We start from the raw sequence: 18,470 nt of genomic DNA on the forward strand, positions 1-18,470 counted from the left end.
TTTTGCCTACTTTTCCCGAAAGAAAAGTAGGTCGAACCGAAGGTTGATCCAAATAAATGAGTTGCATTGAAAAGACACCGTTGTAATGAACCCTTTTTGAAAAGAATTAAATTGTGTTTCAACTCCTAAGGAGCATCCATGAACAGTATTCCCGTTGTGGAAATTGAAAGCTCCACAGAATTAAAAACTAAAACCACACAGACCACGTGCCCATATTGTGGCGTGGGTTGTGGTGTAACTGTACATGTAACGTCGACCACATCAGGTCCGAAAGTGACTGTTGAAGGCGATGCTAACCATCTTTCCAATTTCGGCAAGTTATGCATCAAAGGCAGTAATCTAGCAGATACTTTAGGATTGGAAACCCGTCTACTACAGCCAATGCTGGGTCGGAAAGATCAGCGTGAAGACACGAGTTGGGATACTGCAGTTTCGTCCATTGCCAATAAATTTCAGCAATGTATCGACCAGTATGGTCGTGACAGCATTGCCTTTTATGTCTCGGGTCAGCTGCTGACTGAAGACTATTATGTAGTGAACAAATTCGTCAAAGGCTATCTCGGTACTGCAAACATCGATACCAATTCACGTCTGTGTATGTCTTCAGCTGTTGCTGCACATAAACGAGCTTTTGGCGAAGATTTGGTTCCAGCCAGCTACGAAGATTTCGAACATACTGACATGGTGGTACTGGTCGGTTCCAATACCGCTTGGTGTCATCCAGTGCTGTATCAGCGCATTATGAAAGCCAAGGAACAGCGCGACCTGTTTGTGGTCGTGGTTGATCCGCGTTTTACCAGTACCTGTGAAGCAGCAGATCTACACCTACCAATTCTGCCAGGTCAGGATGTGGCGCTGTTTAATGGCTTATTGCAGTACCTCTGGAAAAATAGTCACGCAGACCAAGAATTTATTGCTCAACATACACAAGGCTTGGAGCAAGCCTTAGTACAAAGTGAAGCTGAGTCTCCGATTCAAGAAGTTGCTCAACGTACCGGTATTGCAGTCGAGAAACTGCAAACTTTTTATCAGAAATTCGCTCAAACTGAAAAAGTCATGACTCTATTTTCAATGGGGGTCAATCAGTCTTCGCAAGGGGTGAATAAAGCCAACAGTATTATTAACTGTCATTTGCTCACCGGTAAAATCGGTAAACTCGGTGCAGCGCCATTTTCCATGACCGGTCAGCCAAATGCGATGGGAGGGCGTGAAGTCGGTGGTCTGGCCAATATGCTGGCTGCACATCTGGATTTAGAAAATTCGGGACATCAGCAGTTGGTACAAGATTTCTGGCAAAGTCCGTATATTGCTAAACAAGCAGGACTGAAAGCAGTTGATTTATTCCAGGCCGTTGAAAGTGGCAAGATCAAGGCGATCTGGATTATGGCCACCAATCCGGTGGTCAGCTTGCCCGATGCCGATCAAGTGAAGCGTGCTCTGGATAAATGTGAATTCGTAGTGGTCTCTGATATCTGTCAGGATACGGATACTACTCAATATGCTGATGTATTACTTCCAGCTTTAGGCTGGGGCGAAAAAGATGGAACCGTCACCAATTCGGAACGCCGTATTTCAAGGCAACATGCCTTTTTAGATGCGCCGGGTGAAGCCAAATCCGACTGGTGGGCGATTGCACAGGTGGCGAAGCAAATGGGCTTCAGAGGGTTTGATTTTCACAATAGCCATGAAATTTTTAAAGAACATGCCGGACTCTCTGCCTATCAGAATGTAGAAATTTCCCAACGTCTAGAAACCCCATATTTCCGTTATTTTAATCTGCAAGGCTTGAGTAATTTAACCGCAGAAGAATATGACAAACTGGAACCAGTGCAATGGCCGGTTTGGGATAAACAGCAACCTGCTCAATCTGTAGGACGATTATTTGCCCAAGGCCAGTTCAGTCATGCTGATAGTAAAGCCAAGTTTATTGCCACAACTGCGATTGATCCGGTTAATCAGGTTTCCAGTGAATATTCTTTAATTCTGAATACCGGCCGGATTCGTGACCAATGGCATACCATGAGCCGCACTGGATTATCTGCCAATCTCAGTACACATCGTGCCGAACCTTACTGTGAAATTCACCCGAATGATGCACTGAAATACGGGATTCAGGATGGTGAACTGGTCGAAGTTCGTTCTGAATGGGGACAATGTATTTTACGTGCTCAGGTTAGTGACGATATCCGTCGTGGTCAGGTCTTTGCACCAATCCACTGGAATGATCAGGCGGCATCCGATGCACGTATCGGCAAGCTGGTGAATCCGGTGGTCGATGCCATTTCTGGCGAGCCTGAGTTTAAGCATACGCCAGTGTTGATCCAGCCATTCCATACCCAGTGGCAGGGCGTGCTGTATGTACGTGAAGGTTATGAAAGTTATGTGCAACCCTTTATTGATAAAACCATCTGGTGGACCAAGGTAAAGGCTATTCGTGCGACACGTTATGAAATTGCGGATCGTCAGAAATTCAATACCACAACCCAACAGTTAAAGAACTTATTGCCTTTTACTGAAGAGGACTTTGAATGGCTAAATCTGGAGGACCAGACCGCGCATATCAGCCATAGCATAGTGTTGCAGGACGGCAAGCTGATTGCCAGCCTGTATATCGCACCAAAAGAGCTGTTGCCAGATCGCGACTGGTTATCGGGGCTATTTCAGCGTGAACGACTCAGTGCCATGCACCGTAAAGCGTTGCTGGCCGGTCAGGCGATCTCAATGAGCAAGAGTGAAGGTGCGCTAGTGTGCAGCTGTTTTAAAGTCGGTAAAAATCGCATCATTCAAACCATAAAAGAAAAAAATATCACCAATGAAAAACAGGTGACCGCATGTCTAAAAGCCGGCGGCAACTGCGGTTCCTGCTTACCTGAAATTCGTGGCCTGATTAAAGCTTGCCAGACGGAGTCCGTATAATGAAAAGAATCCATAAGAGCATGAACTATCCACCCACCGATTTAGTCATCCTGGCCGGTGGCCAGGCGCGTCGGATGAATGGCATTAACAAGCTGCTGCAAAAGTTTGATGATGAAATTCAACTGATCAAGATTCACCAGCAGCTTAGATCGCGTGTTGGTCAGGTCTGGATCAACAGCCACCGTGATCACTCCATTTATGAACGCCTTATTCCATCAATCCGTTATTTTCAGGATGATGAACCGGGCTTTCACGGACCCTTGATGGGCATGAAAAGTGCCTGGTCTCATGTGCAATCTGACTATGTGTTATTTGTACCATGCGATGTAACTTACATTCCAAAAAAGGTTATTTCTGGATTACATCGGGCCATGCAGCGAGATCCTCTTTGTGAAGTGGCTGTAGTGGAAATAAATGATATAGCGTTGTATCCATTCTGCTTACTTAAACGAAGCAGTTTGCCGACACTGGTTCAGCATCTCGAACAAAATCAGCGCAGTTTAAGACATTGTTTTGCGAAAATGCACATGCAAATGGCACGATTTAAAAATCATGCACTTTTTTTTCACAGCATTAACTCCTTTGATGAATTGCAGCAACATCAGCAACTGCATTTTCTCTAAGTGCTGATTGAGTAGTGCTTAAAAGCAGGGCAATACACCTGTTTCAAACCCTTATTTTTCTTAAATTCCAATAAATCGCACTCAAATATTAAAAAGCCGCAATTTCTGCGCAAAGTTGGAACACTTATTGCAATTTAACCCTAGAGCAATAGCAATTTAATAGGGCATCGGTCAGCAAAAATTTGGCTAGAAACAAAGTTGATGATCGATCCTGATGGAATAAGCAATGAACCACATCAATCCTTTACAGCAGGCTGAACCAGTCCCGGTATTTCAGGATCAGTTTGGACGCAATAAGCGTAAGCTCCGTATCTCTGTGACGGATCGCTGTAATTTTAAATGTGTTTATTGCATGCCAGAACATCCAGAATGGATGAAAAAACACGATTTACTCAGCTTTGAAGAACTCTATCATTTTTGTGAATTCATGGTACGCCGTGGTATTGAACAGATCCGGATTACCGGTGGCGAACCTTTAATGCGCCAAGGTGTGGTGCATTTTATTGCCGAACTACAACAACTGAAAAAAAGCGGCCTGAAACGTATTTCAATGACTACGAATGGTCATTATCTCAAACAATATGCAGCAGAATTAAAGCAGGCCGGGCTAGATGACCTGAATATCAGTCTGGACAGTCTGGATGCAGAGCAATTTGAACAGTTAACTGCAAAAAAACTGCAACCCGTATTAGAAGGCATCCAAGCAGCCCAACAGGCTGGCTTTCAAATCAAAATTAATACGGTGCTAATTAAAGGTATTAATGATAACCAGATTCTGTCTTTGGCACACTGGGCCAAATGCGAACAAGTTGAATTGCGTTTTATCGAGTTTATGCCACTCGATGGCGACCAAAACTGGTCACGTGATCATGTGGTTAGCGAGCAGGACATTCTGGATCAACTGGCACAAGCATTTGAAGTAAAGATCAGACAAGGTCAGAGGGCTAATCCAGCACGAAGCTATTACATTGACGGCATGTCGATAGGCATTATTTCAACGATTACCAATTCATTCTGTGGTAACTGTGACCGACTGCGACTGAATGCTCAAGGTGAATTCTTTAACTGCTTATTCTCAACTCAAGGTCTAAAACTCAAAAACAGTATTCAACAGTTAAGACCGCACCTAGCATCAGCTGAACAAACCCTGCAACAACAGCTGCAACCCTATATCTGGAATAAAGCTGCTGGCTTTCATGCCATTCAGGCTCAGCAAAGACTGTTCAATCCATCCCATAAAACCCATTCAAATTTCCGAAAAATCAGCATGCATATGATAGGAGGCTAAGATGACTACAAAACTTCAATCATCGATTACCGTCAAAATCGAATCTTTCGGTGCGATCGAACGTCAGTTACCTCAAGATTTAACTGTGCAATGTCAGATAGACAGTCTGGTCGCCGATGTACTCAATAAAGTCATTCAGTCCTTTCCAGAAGCTTTCAACCTGTTAGAGCGTTGTGCCTGTGCCATCGGTGAAGACATTATTTCTCGTCAGACTCGATTAAATCAGGACAGTACTCTAGTGTTGCTGTCACCGGTCGCAGGAGGTTGAGATGGAACTGAAACAATTTGCCCGTATTCAGGACACACCGCTGCAACAGGACGTATTTGATGGGATTCAATATTTTCCTGAATGTGGGGGAATCGGTATTTTTATTGGAACAGTACGAAATCATCATGAAGGTAAAGCGGTTAAAGCACTGAAATATACCGCTTATGCACCTGTTGCTGAAAAGATGATTCGCCAGATCGAGCAGGAAATTCAGGCTGAATATGACGTGTCCTATGTCCGAGTTGTACATCGTATCGGTTCATTGGATATTGGTGATATCGCCATTATTGCCATGGCCTATGCACCACATCGTAGGGAAGCTTTTCAAGCCTGCGAAGAAGCCGTGGAACGGGTCAAGCATGAGGTACCGGTCTGGAAAGAAGAATTCTATATGGATGGCAGTAGTCAATATGTCGAAGGTTGCTGCATTCGTCGTGACCAGGGTTCAGATCATCACACTCATAGAAAGCATGCACATACTCATAACTGTACTGATGCACATAAATCGGAAAAATTGCCTTTAAACCTGATCCAGCCAGATGTTCCTGTTTTATCAATGGCCGCTATAAATTCAAGTTTGAGTAAAAAATGAAAAGATTCAAGAAGGATAAGCCATGAAAGATGTCGGCATGAAACCGGAGAGTTACCGCACTGCTATTGCCACCGGAATTCTGCATGCGCCGCCACACTGCATTGAATTACTGCGTAATGGTAATACCGACAAAGGTGATGCGCTAAAAACCGCCCGGATCGCAGGGATTTTAGGCGCAAAACGTACTGATGAACTCATTCCTCTATGTCATCCACTGCCAATTTATCGGGCTGATGTGAAATATGAGCTTGAAGAAGCCCATGTAGTGATTACTGCGGTAGTGGAAACGATTGGTCCAACGGGTGTGGAAATGGAAGCACTGACAGCAGTCAGTCTGGCAGGTTTGACCCTTTACGATATGCTGAAACCACATTGTGAGCCGGAAGAATTATGTCTGGATCAGGTTAAACTGGGGCAAAAAAAGGGTGGAAAATCACATTTCACTCGTGTTTTGAAAGAACCTTTACCAGCCTCTGTCATTGTACTTTCAGATACGGTCGCTGCCGGTAAAAAACCGGATACAGCAGGGCAAAATGTCCTGGAAATATTACAAGAAGCCAATTTTGAAAATATTGCCTATCAGGTAATCCCAGACGACCCTGAACAGTTATTGGCACTAGTTGAACAGCAAAAAAATGACTATCCATTGATCCTGACTGTAGGTGGAACAGGCTTAGGTCCTAAAGATCTAACAGTTGAAACTTTACAGCCTTTACTGAAACGGGAAATTCATGGACTCATGGAAGCTTCACGCAGTTTCGGCCAGAAACGCACGCCGTATGCAGCTTTAAGTCGTGGCGTTGCGGGCTATATTGATAACAGTTTGGTAATGACTTTACCGGGCAGCCGACAAGGAGCTAAAGAATCTTTAATTGCTGTACTACCAGCGTTGGTACATTTATTTGATGTGCAGAAAAATATTCCACATCAAGGTGGTTATCAATAATGTCTGGATGCGGAGCAGAACATGGCCTGATTACAGTAGATCAGGCTTTAGAATTGATTTTGCAGCATATTCAAGTGTTAGTAACTGAACGACTGAAGTTGAATCAGGCCTTAAATCGTTATCTGGCAGAAGATATTTATTCTGGGATTAATCTACCGTTATTTTCGCAAAGTGCCGTAGATGGTTATGCACTGTGTACCCAAGCTGCAATTGAACCAGAACGCGAATTCCAACTGATTGGTGAAATTCGGGCGGGACAACAGGGTGAACTGCAACTTCAGGATGAGCAGGCAGTCAGGATTTTTACCGGTGCTAAAATTCCGCTTGGGACTACTACGGTCGCACGTCAGGAAATTGTTCAAGTGATCGATTCATCCAGAATCAAAATTACTGAACAGCTCAGCGCTCATGCCGATATTCGCGATGTGGGCGAAGAAATTTCAGTCGGGCAATTATTGGTAAATAAAGGTCAACAGCTGTCAGTCGGTGCAATTGCCTCTTTAAGCATGGCGGGAATCAATACTGTTGAGGTTTTTCAATATTCTAAAGTGGCCGTGGTCATTACAGGTGATGAAGTTGCTGAAAGTATAGAAGACTTTGTAGCAGGTAAAATCTTTGATGCCAACGGTCCCTTGATTGAAGCCTGGTTTCAGCAAGCCGGGCAGCAGGTTGAAATTTTTCATGTTGCAGATACTGAGGCGGCAGTACGGAATCTCATTCAAGAATTATCAGCAAGCTATGACCTGATTTTAACCACAGGCGGTGTATCTGTCGGAGATTATGATTTCATTCGGCCTGTAGCACTAGATTTAGGCTTTGAACAGATATTCTGGAAAGTAAAACAGAAGCCGGGCAAGCCGATGTTCTTTGCCCAGCTACAGCGCAATGATAGTTCACATTGTTATCTGCTGGGTTTGCCGGGCAATCCCGCAGCAGTGTATGTGGGCATGCAGATCTACACCGCAACTTTATTAAATGCCTTACAAGGACACAAATCTCAGCCGAACTGGTTTAATGCTGTACTCACCCATGATCTGAAAATGAATGCCAGAGAGCGCTTTTTAAGAATGTCTGCCAGCTTTGAGCAGTCGGTTTTACGAGTTAAAAGTCTGTCTAAGCAGCAATCACATATGCTGAGCAATCTCATGCAGGCTAATTGTCTGGTTCGAATTCCGGCAGGAAAAAGCCTGAAAGAAGGGGATCTTGTTCAAGGCTTATTTATTCACTGATAAGGGTAGATGCACATGAAAAAATCTCTGTTTTTATCCATGTGCATTGCCATGATGTTTTCCTCAGTCCATGCAGGAACAGTGAAGGTTTACGCCGCAGCGAGTCTAAATAATGTTGTGACCGAAATTTCCAGGATTTACCAAGCCCAACATCCACAAACTAAGATTATTTCCGTATTTGGTGCATCTTCTGCTTTAGCCAAACAGATCGAAGCAGGAGCCAGCAGCGATCTATACTTTTCAGCTGATCAGGATTGGATGAATTATCTGGTACACAAGAAACTTATAAATTCCAGTTCAGTTCATCCCATCCTGTTAAATCAGTTAGTGGCGATCAGCCCGAAACATCTGAATATTCATTTTAAACCCCAGTCCAGTTTTAATTTTGCCCAGTCCTTTAAAGGTTATGTATGTACCGGGCAAATGGAATCAGTGCCTGCCGGAAAATATGCCAGGCAAAGTCTGACCAAACTGAACTGGTTAAATGGCTTGAAAGGACGAATTGTTGGAACGGATGATGTGCGCTCGGCTTTGGCTTTCGTCGAACGCGGTGAATGTGAAGTGGGGATTGTCTATAAAACTGATGCCTTGATCAGCCGAAAAGTCAAAATCATCGGTACTTTCCCAGCAAATTCACATAGTCCGATTGTTTATCCTTTAGCTTTGACACGGCAAGGCGCACAGAATAAAGAAGCAGTTCAATTTGAGCAATTTATAGGAGAAAGTGCGCAGGCCAAAGCCATCTTTCAAAAATATGGATTTAGGCTGAATCCCTAGACAATGACTGGAGAAATAACTGCAAGATGTTAAGTCCAGAAGAACTCAGTGCGCTCTACCTGTCTGCCAAGGTGGCCAGCTTTGCGACCTTATTTTGCTTACCTTTTGCAGTAGCATTGGCTTGGGTTTTGGCCAGATATGAATTTCGGCTTAAGTTTGTGGTCGAAGCATGTTTGCAATTGCCGATGGTGCTGCCACCTGTGGTCTTGGGTTATCTGCTTCTGGTGCTGTTTGGCAATCAAGGCATGATTGGCCAATATCTCAATACACTCGGGCTGCAACTGGCATTTAACTGGAAAGGAGCAGTACTAGCCTCGATGATTGTCGCATTCCCATTGATGGTGCAACCGATCCGTTTATCATTTCAGCTCATGAATCAACAACTCGAACACATTGCAGGTTCATTGGGCGCAGCACCGTGGAAAGTGTTTTGGAGTATCAATTTACCTCTGTCAATTCCCGGTATGCTGATTGGCAGCATCTTATGTTTTAGCCGAAGTCTGGGTGAGTTTGGCGCCACCATTACTTTTGTGGGCAATATTCCGGATGAAACCCGCACTATTCCCATCGCAATTTATTCCTTACTGCAACAACCGAATGGTGAGGAAATGGCGATGCGTCTGGTGGCTTTATCTATTTTCTTGGCATTTATTGCTTTAATTGCCAATTATTTTATTTTGCAAAACTATCAACGGAAATTGGGAGGCTGAAATGTTGAAATGTAATTTTCATTATCAACAAGCCGATTTCGGGTTGAATATTAAACTGGAAATGTCGCAGCAACTGTTAGGGATCGTGGGTACATCTGGAAGCGGAAAAAGTACTTTACTCAAAAATATTGTTGGACTATTAAAACCTGACCAAGGATATATTCAGTTTAATCAGCAGGATTTAATCAATACAGAAAAGAAAATTAATATTCCAATGCATCAGCGCAAAATTGCATTAGTTTTCCAGAATGCTTTGCTGTTTCCACATATGAACATGCAGCAGAACCTATGCTATGCAGAAAAACTGGTATCTAGAGCCGATCGAAAATTCCAGTTTGAAGACATCGTGGAATTATTAGAACTAAACCCTTTAATGCATCGTAAAGCACATCAACTTTCAGGCGGAGAAGCGCAGCGCGTTTCTATTGGTCGAGCATTACTGTCTTCACCGAATCTATTGTTGCTAGATGAACCTTTAACGGGACTGGATCAACAGTTAAAACAACAGATTTTACCTTTTCTAAAACGGATGAAAGATGAGTTAAATCTACCCATGATTTATGTGACCCATCATTTAGAAGAGTTAGCTTACTTAGAAGCTGAAACTGTACAGCTCAAACAGGGCATACTCATCAGGAACTGATCAACTCTAGCTGATTGAGCCGGGCAGGTTTTGCATAGTAAAAACCTTGCAGATAATCACAATGATGTGATTTTAAACACTCAGCCTGTTCAGGATTCTCAATTCCTTCCGCAACGACTTCCAGATCCAGCTTATGCGCTAGGGTAATCATGGCTTCAATAATGGCCTCATCTCGTGGATTGCCAGGTAAATGCTGAACAAAGCTACGATCCAGTTTGATCTCATCGATCGGAAGACTACGTAAATAACTTAAACTCGAATAACCAGTGCCAAAGTCATCCACCGAAACTTTAATGCCCAAAGCCCGGACATTTTTTAAGATCTCAATGGACTTATCACCGCTGGCAATCAGCATGCTTTCAGTCACTTCGAGTTTTAGTAACTCATGCGGGAATTCAATTTCCGCTAATAATTGCTGGAGATCACTCAGGAATCCACTTCTTTTAAACTGTAAAGGAGATAGATTGACGGCAACCGAAATTTGAGTCTCATGCTGCATATTCCAGGCTTTAACTTCCTCACAAGCCTGTCTAAGTACCCATTCGCCAATTGAGACGATTTGCCCGGTCCTTTCTGCAAAAGGAATGAAATCGGCAGGAGAAATAAAGCCTTTTTCTGGATGTTGCCAGCGGATCAAAGCTTCCAGACATTTGACCTTGCCCGTTTCACTGTCCAGAATCGGCTGATAAAACAGTTTAAACTGCTGTTCATGCAGAGCGACCATCAGTTCATGACGAAGCTGTACATAATCTACCTTCGGTAAAGGCTCTTTCGTGAAATTATACCAGTGCCAGGTATTACCCCCTTCGGCATTGGCGTCACGCATGGCATCTTTAGCAGCATTGATAAACTGCTTAACACATTTAATGTCTGGATCAGCATCAGCCACACCAATACTGGCACTCAGATGAATGTCATAACCATCTACGTGAAAAGGCTGAGATAATCCGGCGATGATTTCTTCGGCACGTACAGCGACTTGCTTGAGATCAGTCATTTGAGTTAATAAAATTGCAAACTCATCCCCTGAAAATCTGGAAATCACATCTTCAGGCTCCAGGTTTTGGCTCAGACGATTGCCCACTAGTTTTAAAATTTTATCGCCAATATCATGACCGAGGCTTTGATTCAAAGGTTCAAAATCATCCAGATCCAGATATAAAAGCACTAGATTTGCAGAACCACTCTGCGCTAGATGCAGTTTTTCCTGAACCACTTCTTCAAACAGCTTATTGTTGATAAAGCCGGTTAAATGGTCATGTGATTCCTGATAAGCGATTAGTTCTTGCTGGGCAACATGCTGACTCACATCCTGTTGAATGGCAATGAAATGAGTGCACTTATGATTTTCATCAAAGACTGGACCTAGGTTTAGCTTGTTCCAGAACCAGTGTCCATCCTTACGATAATTTTTCAGGACAATCTTGATTTCAGATTTATTCTGAATGGCTTCGCTGATTTGCTGGACGCTTTCCTCGGAAGTATCAGGTCCCTGCAAGATGCGGCAATTTTTTCCTTTGAGTTCTTCCAGGCTATAACCGGTAATCTGCTCAAAGGCCGGATTAACATATTCAATAGGCTGGTCATTTTCTGCCGAGGTTAAAATAATGCCATGCGGATTTGCATCGACACTGCGTTTCATTAAGCGCAGCATTTCATTGTTTTGATAACGTTCAGTAATGTCGCGTGCCACGCTAAAAATACCGACAATTTCCTCATTCACTTTAATTGGCAAAAAAGTTAAATCGAGCCAGTATTTCTGTCCTGCCGAGTTATGTGCCTGAACTTCAAGGTGTCCAGTCAGACCATGCTTGGCCTGCTCAAAGGCTTCTAAGGCAAGAGGGCGATGTTCAGGTTCAATAAAATGATCAATTTTAGTTCCGATATGCGATTTAACACCAACTTCGTTAAAAAATTTGGTGGCCAGGTTGGCATCTACAATATTGCCGTCCAGATTATGCTCAAAAATTGCATCGGGATGAAAAGAGAAAAATGACTGATATTTATCTTTGAGCTGATTTCGTTTTTTGCGTTCTTCATACAGCTCAAAGGTTAAGGCGATCAGCGAAGCTGCATATTGCAGCAGGTCAATTTCATTGGGAGTAGGAGACTTGATCGAACGATAATAAGTACCAAAAGAGCCAAAAAGTTTGCCACTCCCGTTGGCAATTGGTACCGACCAGCAGGCTCTTAAACCATTTTGTTTAACCAGATCTTTATATGCGACCCAGTTCGGATCATTGAGTAAATCCTCACAGACCACTAAACGACGATGATATGCAGCTGCACCACAAGCGCCAACATTCGGGCCGATTTTTAGATCTTTTGAAGCTTCTACATATTCTCTGGAAAAATAGGCTGGTTCTTTTATTAAATTAAGCGTTTGTTCCTGTTCCGAATACAACATGACAGATACCAGTGCATCCGGGATTTTGTCCCCTAACCATACGGTAATCGCATCTATGATATCCTCTAAGGCAGCAGCTTGACCAATCAGATTAAAAATCTCTTGGCTGGTGCCTCCATTATAAAAAGAAGTCATATTGTATCCTTAAGTATAAACCTCTATATAAACCTAGAAGTATTAGAGAAATTATACTGTTTTTTTGAATAAAAGATCTAAACCCCATAACACAATAACAAAATAATATATTTAAATTATCTACTTAATAACTGTATAAAAATATTATAACTGAGCACTTTTTTCACCTGTCACCACACGATTTCTCCCTAAATGTTTGGCTTGATATAAATTCGTATCTGCTTGTTTTAAAACTTCTTTGATATCAGACGAAGTTAAAGGCCAGTGTGCAATACCGAGTGAAGCAGTGACTATTCCTACTTCAAGTAAATAAGTCGATGCCAGTTTATGTCTTAATCTTTCAGCGATTTTAGTTGCATGTGAAATCTCTTTGACTGGCGCAAGAATAATAAATTCTTCACCACCAACGCGACAGCAAATATCCTGTTCACGAAAACTTTCCCGAATAAATCCGGCAACTTTGGTTAATACCACATCACCCATATCATGCCCATGACGATCATTGATTTTCTTAAAATAGTCAATATCCAAAACCACCACAGCAAAATAAGTTTTATTGCTAATCAAATCATTTAAAAATAGTTCAAAGCCACGACGATTATAAAAGCCGGTTAAAGGGTCGGTTAAAGTGTCCTGTTTAAGCTCTTCGATCTCCTGATGGCTTTGTTGCACAAAGATTTGAAATGCAAAGCGCCCCTAATTGATCCAAATTTAAGGCGTAACTTGGGTAAGTGGGCGACCTAATTCCGTAAATCTGTTAAGGACTGCTACACGTGCATGGATCTCATTCACCTGACTAGGAAAGCTTCTTGCCATTAATTTATCGCCTAATAATTTGATGCAATGCATCTTGGTTTCCACCAAACTGCGGCGATGATAGCCTGACCATTTTTTCCATAATGTCCTGCCTAAATGTTTAACTGTTCGAAGTAATTCATTTCGCTCTAGCGAGCTACTCTTTGTATCTTTCCATGGTTTCGCATTTTTTCTAGGTGGAATCACCGCATGCGCTTGCCGATCTGCAATGACCTGACGGCATTGCTTGGTGTCATAAGCTCCATCGGTATAAACAGAGTCAATCTGCTCATCTTGTGGAATCTGATTAAGTAAATCACCAAGCACCTGTGAATCACTGACATTATTGGTTGTGAGCTGAATAGCGCGTATTTGTAGGGTTTTGGCATCTATACCAATATGTAGTTTACGCCATTGGCGACGATATTCAGCTCCATGTTTCTTGCGTTTCCATTCGCCCTCACCTAGAAACTTCATGCCTGTAGAGTCTACGAGTAGATGCAGCCCATCGCTACTTTTTTGGTAGCTGATTGCAATATCAATATGCTTTTGTCTTCTACAAAGCGTACTGTAATCTGGTGCGGTCCAATTTAATCCGCAAAGTTTAATCAGACTTTGCACAAAGCCAGTGACCATACGTAAAGACAAACGGAATAGAGATTTAATCATTAAGCAGCATTGGATAGCTGCGTCGGAGTAGGTTTGATTTCGCCCTTGTTTGCCTTTTGATGGAGCATACCATTGCGTAGCAGGATCAAACCAAATGGCAATATTTCCGCGACTCATGAGTGCTCGGTTATATGCGGGCCAATTGGTTGTGCGGTAGATTTTGTGTGTAGGCTTCTTCATTTGAAAATTATATCGCTGAAAAAGCCTTTACAGATAGGTTTGTGCAACAAAGCCGTTGCATACTCATAATTAGTTGCAAGAGAATTATTAATCAGTTGCTGTCGGTGAATTACATTGCTCACAATCAATGTAATTGAAAAAAGAATCACCAGACTCACAAGTAAAAGGATTAAAATCAATTTAGGTAAATTAAGTTTGAGTGAAATGAACAACTTTTGAACACTCATAACTTAATCCCCTGAATCTTTCAGAAATACAAAATATATACAATATATTTCAATAATTATATTGTGTGATGTAGTTCTCTATTTTAGATGAATAATATTCAGTTTGTAAGCATTTTTGAAGCTTAATCTGTTGCTTATTTTGTAAGCAGAAATGGTTTGGTCCATTTGTTCAATATATTTAAAAGATATGGAAAAAGACTGAGATCAACAAAATAATAAAATACTGATTTAGTAAAAATTATATTTTTATAATATAAGAAATTTTTATTTAAAAGCCAAATTTTCTGTCTAACCTAATATAATTAAATAGATAATAAATAAAGATTTATTGATTAAAAAATAATCTTTTAAAAGGTAAATATTTATTTTTCAAAGCCTTCACTATAGGGTGAAAGGTGGGATAAATAAGTGCTCAAAAGGATATCAATTAAATTTGAACACTTATTTATTTTAGGAAAAGCTAATTTTCTGATTTTACAGTTGTTTTCTCAATGAGAAAAATTAATTACTCTAAAGTACTTCTTAACATCCAGGCTGTTTTTTCATGCACATCAAGACGTTGCGTGATTAAATCTGCAGTCGGTTGATCGTTGACTTCATCAACAACTTCAAAAAGATTGCGTGCGGTACGAGCTACCGTTTCATGAGCATTTACCAATAAACGCAGCATTTCTTGGGCATCTGGTACACCTTCTACTTCTTTAATAGCAGTCAGCTTAACAAATTGCTGGTAAGTGCCGGGTGCGGCAAAGCCTAAAGCCCGGATACGTTCTGCAATCAAATCAAGAGCATTCCACTGTTCAGTATATTGGGTCATAAACATGCTATGCAGACTATTGAACTGTGGTCCGGTGACATTCCAGTGAAAGTTGTGGGTCATTAAATAGAGGGTATAGCTGTCTGCCAATAATTTAGATAGACCTTCGACGATTTTGGCACGGTCTTCGTAAGAAATACCAATATCAATTTTCATAGCTTTAGCATTTTTTTCTGAAGAGCCCATGTTTTACTCCTTAACAATTTTGTAGAGAGATATCTTTTAAAATAGAAGTTTGCCAGTCATGGCTGAAAAGATAGGAAATCTTGGCAGCATGACCTTTTATATGAAATAGATTTTTGCCACTATTTATATGTGGAAATAATTTTAAGTACTTCTGAGTTATATAGTTTATAGGACGGGCAAAGATATAAGTTTAGGCGTTCTGTATAGCCTGGTGACAGGATTGTAACTGTATAAAGAAATTAATTTTGCCTTATAAAACTCAAATGTCTGGATCAGTTTCTTAAAAACTTGTTTTCATTTTTAGATGATTAAGCCTTTATTTCATGATTTTATCTTTTAGTAAAAACTATCAGCTCTAAATTTTTCGAACTTTGTGATCGTTACTCGGTAAAAAAAACTGTGTAGTTAAGAAAAATAACAGAACTGTGCCTTTATTAAACAAGCCACTACAAAGACTCAGCAATGTATTCGTCAAATCTCGTTATGTTAGGGATACAGACGAAATCAATAAAAAGATTTTCATACTCAGCAACAGCTCACCATATACAGATAAAAGTGGAACTTTATTTTTCTGTAAAAACGCCAAGATGTTGAATAAAACTCAAGCGAATTTGAGATAGGCAAAAAAAGACTTCACTAAACTCAAGATCAGCAAGGAAAATGTCATGAAAATTAAGGCGAACAGTCCAGCCACAGGTAAAAATGGTTTAGATAAGCAGAATACCAATAAAAAAAGTGAGCAGCTTGATGTATACCGTAGCGACTCAGCCGAACAGACACTGACTACCAACCAAGGTGTCAAGATTTCGGATAACCAGAACAGTCTAAAAGCGGGCGTTCGTGGTGCGACTTTAATGGAAGATTTTATTCTCCGTGAAAAAATTACCCATTTTGACCATGAGCGTATTCCAGAGCGAATTGTGCATGCACGTGGTGTTGGGGCACATGGTTTTTTTGAAGCTTATCCAGGCAATGAAAAATGGACTAAAGCCGGGTTTCTAACCAATACCGGTGCCCAGACTCCTGTCTTTGTTCGATTCTCTACAGTACAAGGTCCTCGCGGTTCAGCAGATACGGTACGTGATATTCGTGGTTTTGCGACCAAGTTTTATACGGATGAAGGTAACTTTGACCTGGTGGCCAACGATGCGCCAGTGTTCTTTATTCAGGATGGCATCAAGTTCCCTGATTTTGTCCATGCGCTGAAACCTGAACCACAAACTGAGATTCCATCAGGTGCGTCAGCACATGATACTTTTTGGGACTTTGTCTCTCTTGTACCTGAATCTGCACATGCGGTGATGTGGGCAATGTCGGATCGTGCTATTCCACGTAATTTACGCTCGATTCAAGGTTTTGGCGTACATACCTTCCGTTTGATTAATGCTGAAAATAAAGCTGTCTTTGTGAAGTTCCACTGGACGCCTAAACAAGGTTTGACACAGCTGGTATGGGATGAAGCGCAAAAACTGGCAGGTAAGGATCCGGATTTCCATCGTCGTGACCTGTATGAAGCGATTGCTTCCGGTAATTACCCGGAATGGGAATTAGGCGTACAGATCGTTCCTGAAGAAGATGAGATGAAATTTGATTTTGACTTGCTGGATGCAACCAAAATCATTCCGGAAGAACTGGTTCCAGTGACTCCAATTGGCCGTATGGTGTTGAACCGTAATGTTGATTATTTCTTTGGTGAAACTGAGCAGGTCGCTTTCTGCCCAGGTCATGTCGTACCAGGCATTGACTTTACCAATGACCCACTACTACAGGCCCGACTGTTCTCTTATACTGATACTCAGCTGAGCCGCCTAGGTGGTCCAAACTTCCATCAGATTCCAATCAATAAGCCGGTTTGTCCATTCCATAACAATCAGCGTGATGGTCTGCATCAACGTCTTATTCACACCGGACAGGCCAACTACGAACCAAACTCGATTGATGACAACTGGCCAGCTGAAGCACCAGGTGCGACTCAGGCAGGTGGCTTCGAAAGCTATCAGGAACGTATTGACGGTAATAAAATCCGCCAGCGTAGTGAGTCTTTTAATGATCATTTCACTCATGCCCGTTTATTCTATCAAAGCCAGGCACCGCATGAGCAGAAGCATATTATTGATGCCTATGTCTTCGAACTGAGTAAAGTACAGCGCCAAAATATCCGTGAACGTGAAGTGCTTGAAGTGCTGTGCAATATCGACTTGACGCTGGCTCAACAGGTTGCGGACCAGTTAGGAATTGAAATCCCAGCTGAGAAAAAAGCCGCAAAACTGCCTGATGTTCTGATTTCTAAGCGTCTGTCTTTTGAAGCGTTTAAACCTGCCGATATTAAGGCACGTAAAATCGCAATTCTGGCACATGACAAAGCCAATGAAGCCAGTATTAAAGCTGTACAGGCTTGGGCTGAATCAGAGAGTGCTGTGGCTGATGTGTTAACACCTCGTCCAGGACCAGTTCTGAGCCAGCAAGGTACAGTGATCCCATCTGATGGTATGCAGAAAGCTGAACCGTCAATTGCCTATGATGCTGTAGTTATTGTCGATGGCGATAACTATGACATGGTGCTGAAAGATGGTATCGCGACTCACTATATGCTTGAGGCTTATAAGCATCTGAAACCGATTGTCTTCCTGGGAGATAAAGGTCAGCTGATTGAAGATCTAAAACTGATCAGTGATGAAGGTACTTTAGCAAATTCTCAATTCGATACTGTGCAAGATAGCTTCAAGACCTTGATCATGAATCACCGTGTTTGGGCGCGTGAATTGATCTCAGAAACTATTCCTGCATAAATACCATGAGAATAGAAGCTTCGGCTTCTATTCTCTATTTCAAGGAATAAAACTTTTATGGCGAGACCAGATCCTAAAAAATTACTGGCACAGATGCAAAATGCGCAATGGAGCAGGGAGCAGGATATTTATCTGATCGAACATAACCATCTACCTATGAGTCAACTCAGAGAAGAGTTGCCTTTTAGTGAAGAAGAAATTATGGCACGCCGTAAGGTACTAGGACTGATGACCCGTTTAAAACAGATGAAAAGGCTTTTTCCTTAACTGGCT

General features: G+C 41.9%; 16 protein-coding genes. 12 read left to right on the forward strand and 4 right to left on the reverse strand.

Annotated features, from left to right (window positions below):
- Positions 1-138: 138 nt before the first annotated feature.
- The 10 genes from O4M77_RS03700 to O4M77_RS03745 all read left to right on the forward strand — a co-directional run bounded on the left by O4M77_RS03700 (position 139) and on the right by O4M77_RS03745 (position 9,992).
- Positions 139-2,916: a molybdopterin-dependent oxidoreductase gene (locus O4M77_RS03700; RefSeq protein WP_323713854.1), complete on the forward strand. Its 2,778-nt coding sequence runs from the start codon at positions 139-141 to the stop codon at positions 2,914-2,916.
- Entirely contained in the window at positions 2,916-3,539 is a 624-nt protein-coding gene (locus O4M77_RS03705) for an NTP transferase domain-containing protein (protein ID WP_323713855.1), read from the forward strand. Before O4M77_RS03700 ends, O4M77_RS03705 begins: the two co-directional genes overlap by 1 nt.
- Positions 3,540-3,765: 226 nt before the next feature.
- A complete protein-coding gene (gene moaA / locus O4M77_RS03710; RefSeq protein ID WP_278364551.1) occupies positions 3,766-4,827 on the forward strand; it encodes a GTP 3',8-cyclase MoaA in 1,062 nt (353 codons plus the stop codon).
- Position 4,828: 1 nt separating this feature from the next.
- Complete coding sequence (locus O4M77_RS03715) at positions 4,829-5,095, forward strand: MoaD/ThiS family protein (protein WP_004809395.1); 267 nt, start codon at positions 4,829-4,831, stop codon at positions 5,093-5,095.
- Position 5,096: 1 nt separating this feature from the next.
- Positions 5,097-5,687, forward strand: a complete 591-nt coding sequence (locus O4M77_RS03720) for a molybdenum cofactor biosynthesis protein MoaE (protein ID WP_323713856.1) — start codon at positions 5,097-5,099, stop codon at positions 5,685-5,687.
- Between the two features lie 22 nt (positions 5,688-5,709).
- Positions 5,710-6,633, forward strand: a complete 924-nt coding sequence (moaCB, locus tag O4M77_RS03725; RefSeq protein WP_323713857.1) for a bifunctional molybdenum cofactor biosynthesis protein MoaC/MoaB — start codon at positions 5,710-5,712, stop codon at positions 6,631-6,633.
- Entirely contained in the window at positions 6,633-7,862 is a 1,230-nt protein-coding gene (locus tag O4M77_RS03730; protein WP_323713858.1) for a molybdopterin molybdotransferase MoeA, read from the forward strand. Before moaCB ends, O4M77_RS03730 begins: the two co-directional genes overlap by 1 nt.
- Before the next feature lie 15 nt (positions 7,863-7,877).
- The gene (gene modA / locus O4M77_RS03735; RefSeq protein WP_323713859.1) at positions 7,878-8,639 is read left to right on the forward strand and encodes a molybdate ABC transporter substrate-binding protein; all 762 of its coding nucleotides are present in this window, start codon (positions 7,878-7,880) and stop codon (positions 8,637-8,639) included.
- 26 nt (positions 8,640-8,665) lie between these two features.
- The gene (gene modB, locus O4M77_RS03740; RefSeq protein WP_323713860.1) at positions 8,666-9,349 is read left to right on the forward strand and encodes a molybdate ABC transporter permease subunit; all 684 of its coding nucleotides are present in this window, start codon (positions 8,666-8,668) and stop codon (positions 9,347-9,349) included.
- A 1-nt stretch (position 9,350) separates the two neighbouring features.
- The gene (locus tag O4M77_RS03745; RefSeq protein WP_323713861.1) at positions 9,351-9,992 is read left to right on the forward strand and encodes an ATP-binding cassette domain-containing protein; all 642 of its coding nucleotides are present in this window, start codon (positions 9,351-9,353) and stop codon (positions 9,990-9,992) included.
- On the opposite strand, the gene O4M77_RS03750 is transcribed toward O4M77_RS03745, so the two are convergent.
- The 4 genes from O4M77_RS03750 to O4M77_RS03765 all read right to left on the reverse strand — a co-directional run bounded on the left by O4M77_RS03750 (position 9,982) and on the right by O4M77_RS03765 (position 15,408).
- Positions 9,982-12,534 (reverse strand): EAL domain-containing protein, encoded by a 2,553-nt coding sequence (locus tag O4M77_RS03750; RefSeq protein WP_323713862.1) that lies wholly within the window; start codon positions 12,532-12,534, stop codon positions 9,982-9,984. The genes O4M77_RS03745 and O4M77_RS03750 overlap by 11 nt on opposite strands.
- A gap of 144 nt (positions 12,535-12,678) precedes the next feature.
- Positions 12,679-13,206, reverse strand: coding sequence for a GGDEF domain-containing protein (locus O4M77_RS03755; protein WP_323713863.1), 528 nt, complete (start codon positions 13,204-13,206; stop codon positions 12,679-12,681).
- Between the two features lie 39 nt (positions 13,207-13,245).
- On the reverse strand, positions 13,246-14,178 hold the full coding sequence (locus O4M77_RS03760; RefSeq protein WP_099475569.1) for an IS5-like element IS17 family transposase: 933 nt from the start codon (positions 14,176-14,178) through the stop codon (positions 13,246-13,248).
- Between the two features lie 732 nt (positions 14,179-14,910).
- Complete coding sequence (locus O4M77_RS03765; protein WP_004783133.1) at positions 14,911-15,408, reverse strand: Dps family protein; 498 nt, start codon at positions 15,406-15,408, stop codon at positions 14,911-14,913.
- Between the two features lie 665 nt (positions 15,409-16,073).
- Here O4M77_RS03765 and katE point away from each other — a divergent pair.
- Together katE and O4M77_RS03775 are read left to right on the forward strand one after the other, a co-directional pair.
- Positions 16,074-18,197, forward strand: a complete 2,124-nt coding sequence (gene katE / locus O4M77_RS03770; protein ID WP_323713864.1) for a catalase HPII — start codon at positions 16,074-16,076, stop codon at positions 18,195-18,197.
- 57 nt (positions 18,198-18,254) lie between these two features.
- Positions 18,255-18,464 (forward strand): hypothetical protein, encoded by a 210-nt coding sequence (locus O4M77_RS03775; RefSeq protein WP_166135421.1) that lies wholly within the window; start codon positions 18,255-18,257, stop codon positions 18,462-18,464.
- Positions 18,465-18,470: the final 6 nt, after the last annotated feature.

The organism is Acinetobacter sp. YWS30-1, from assembly GCF_033558715.1.
In the GTDB taxonomy this organism is placed as follows: domain Bacteria; phylum Pseudomonadota; class Gammaproteobacteria; order Pseudomonadales; family Moraxellaceae; genus Acinetobacter.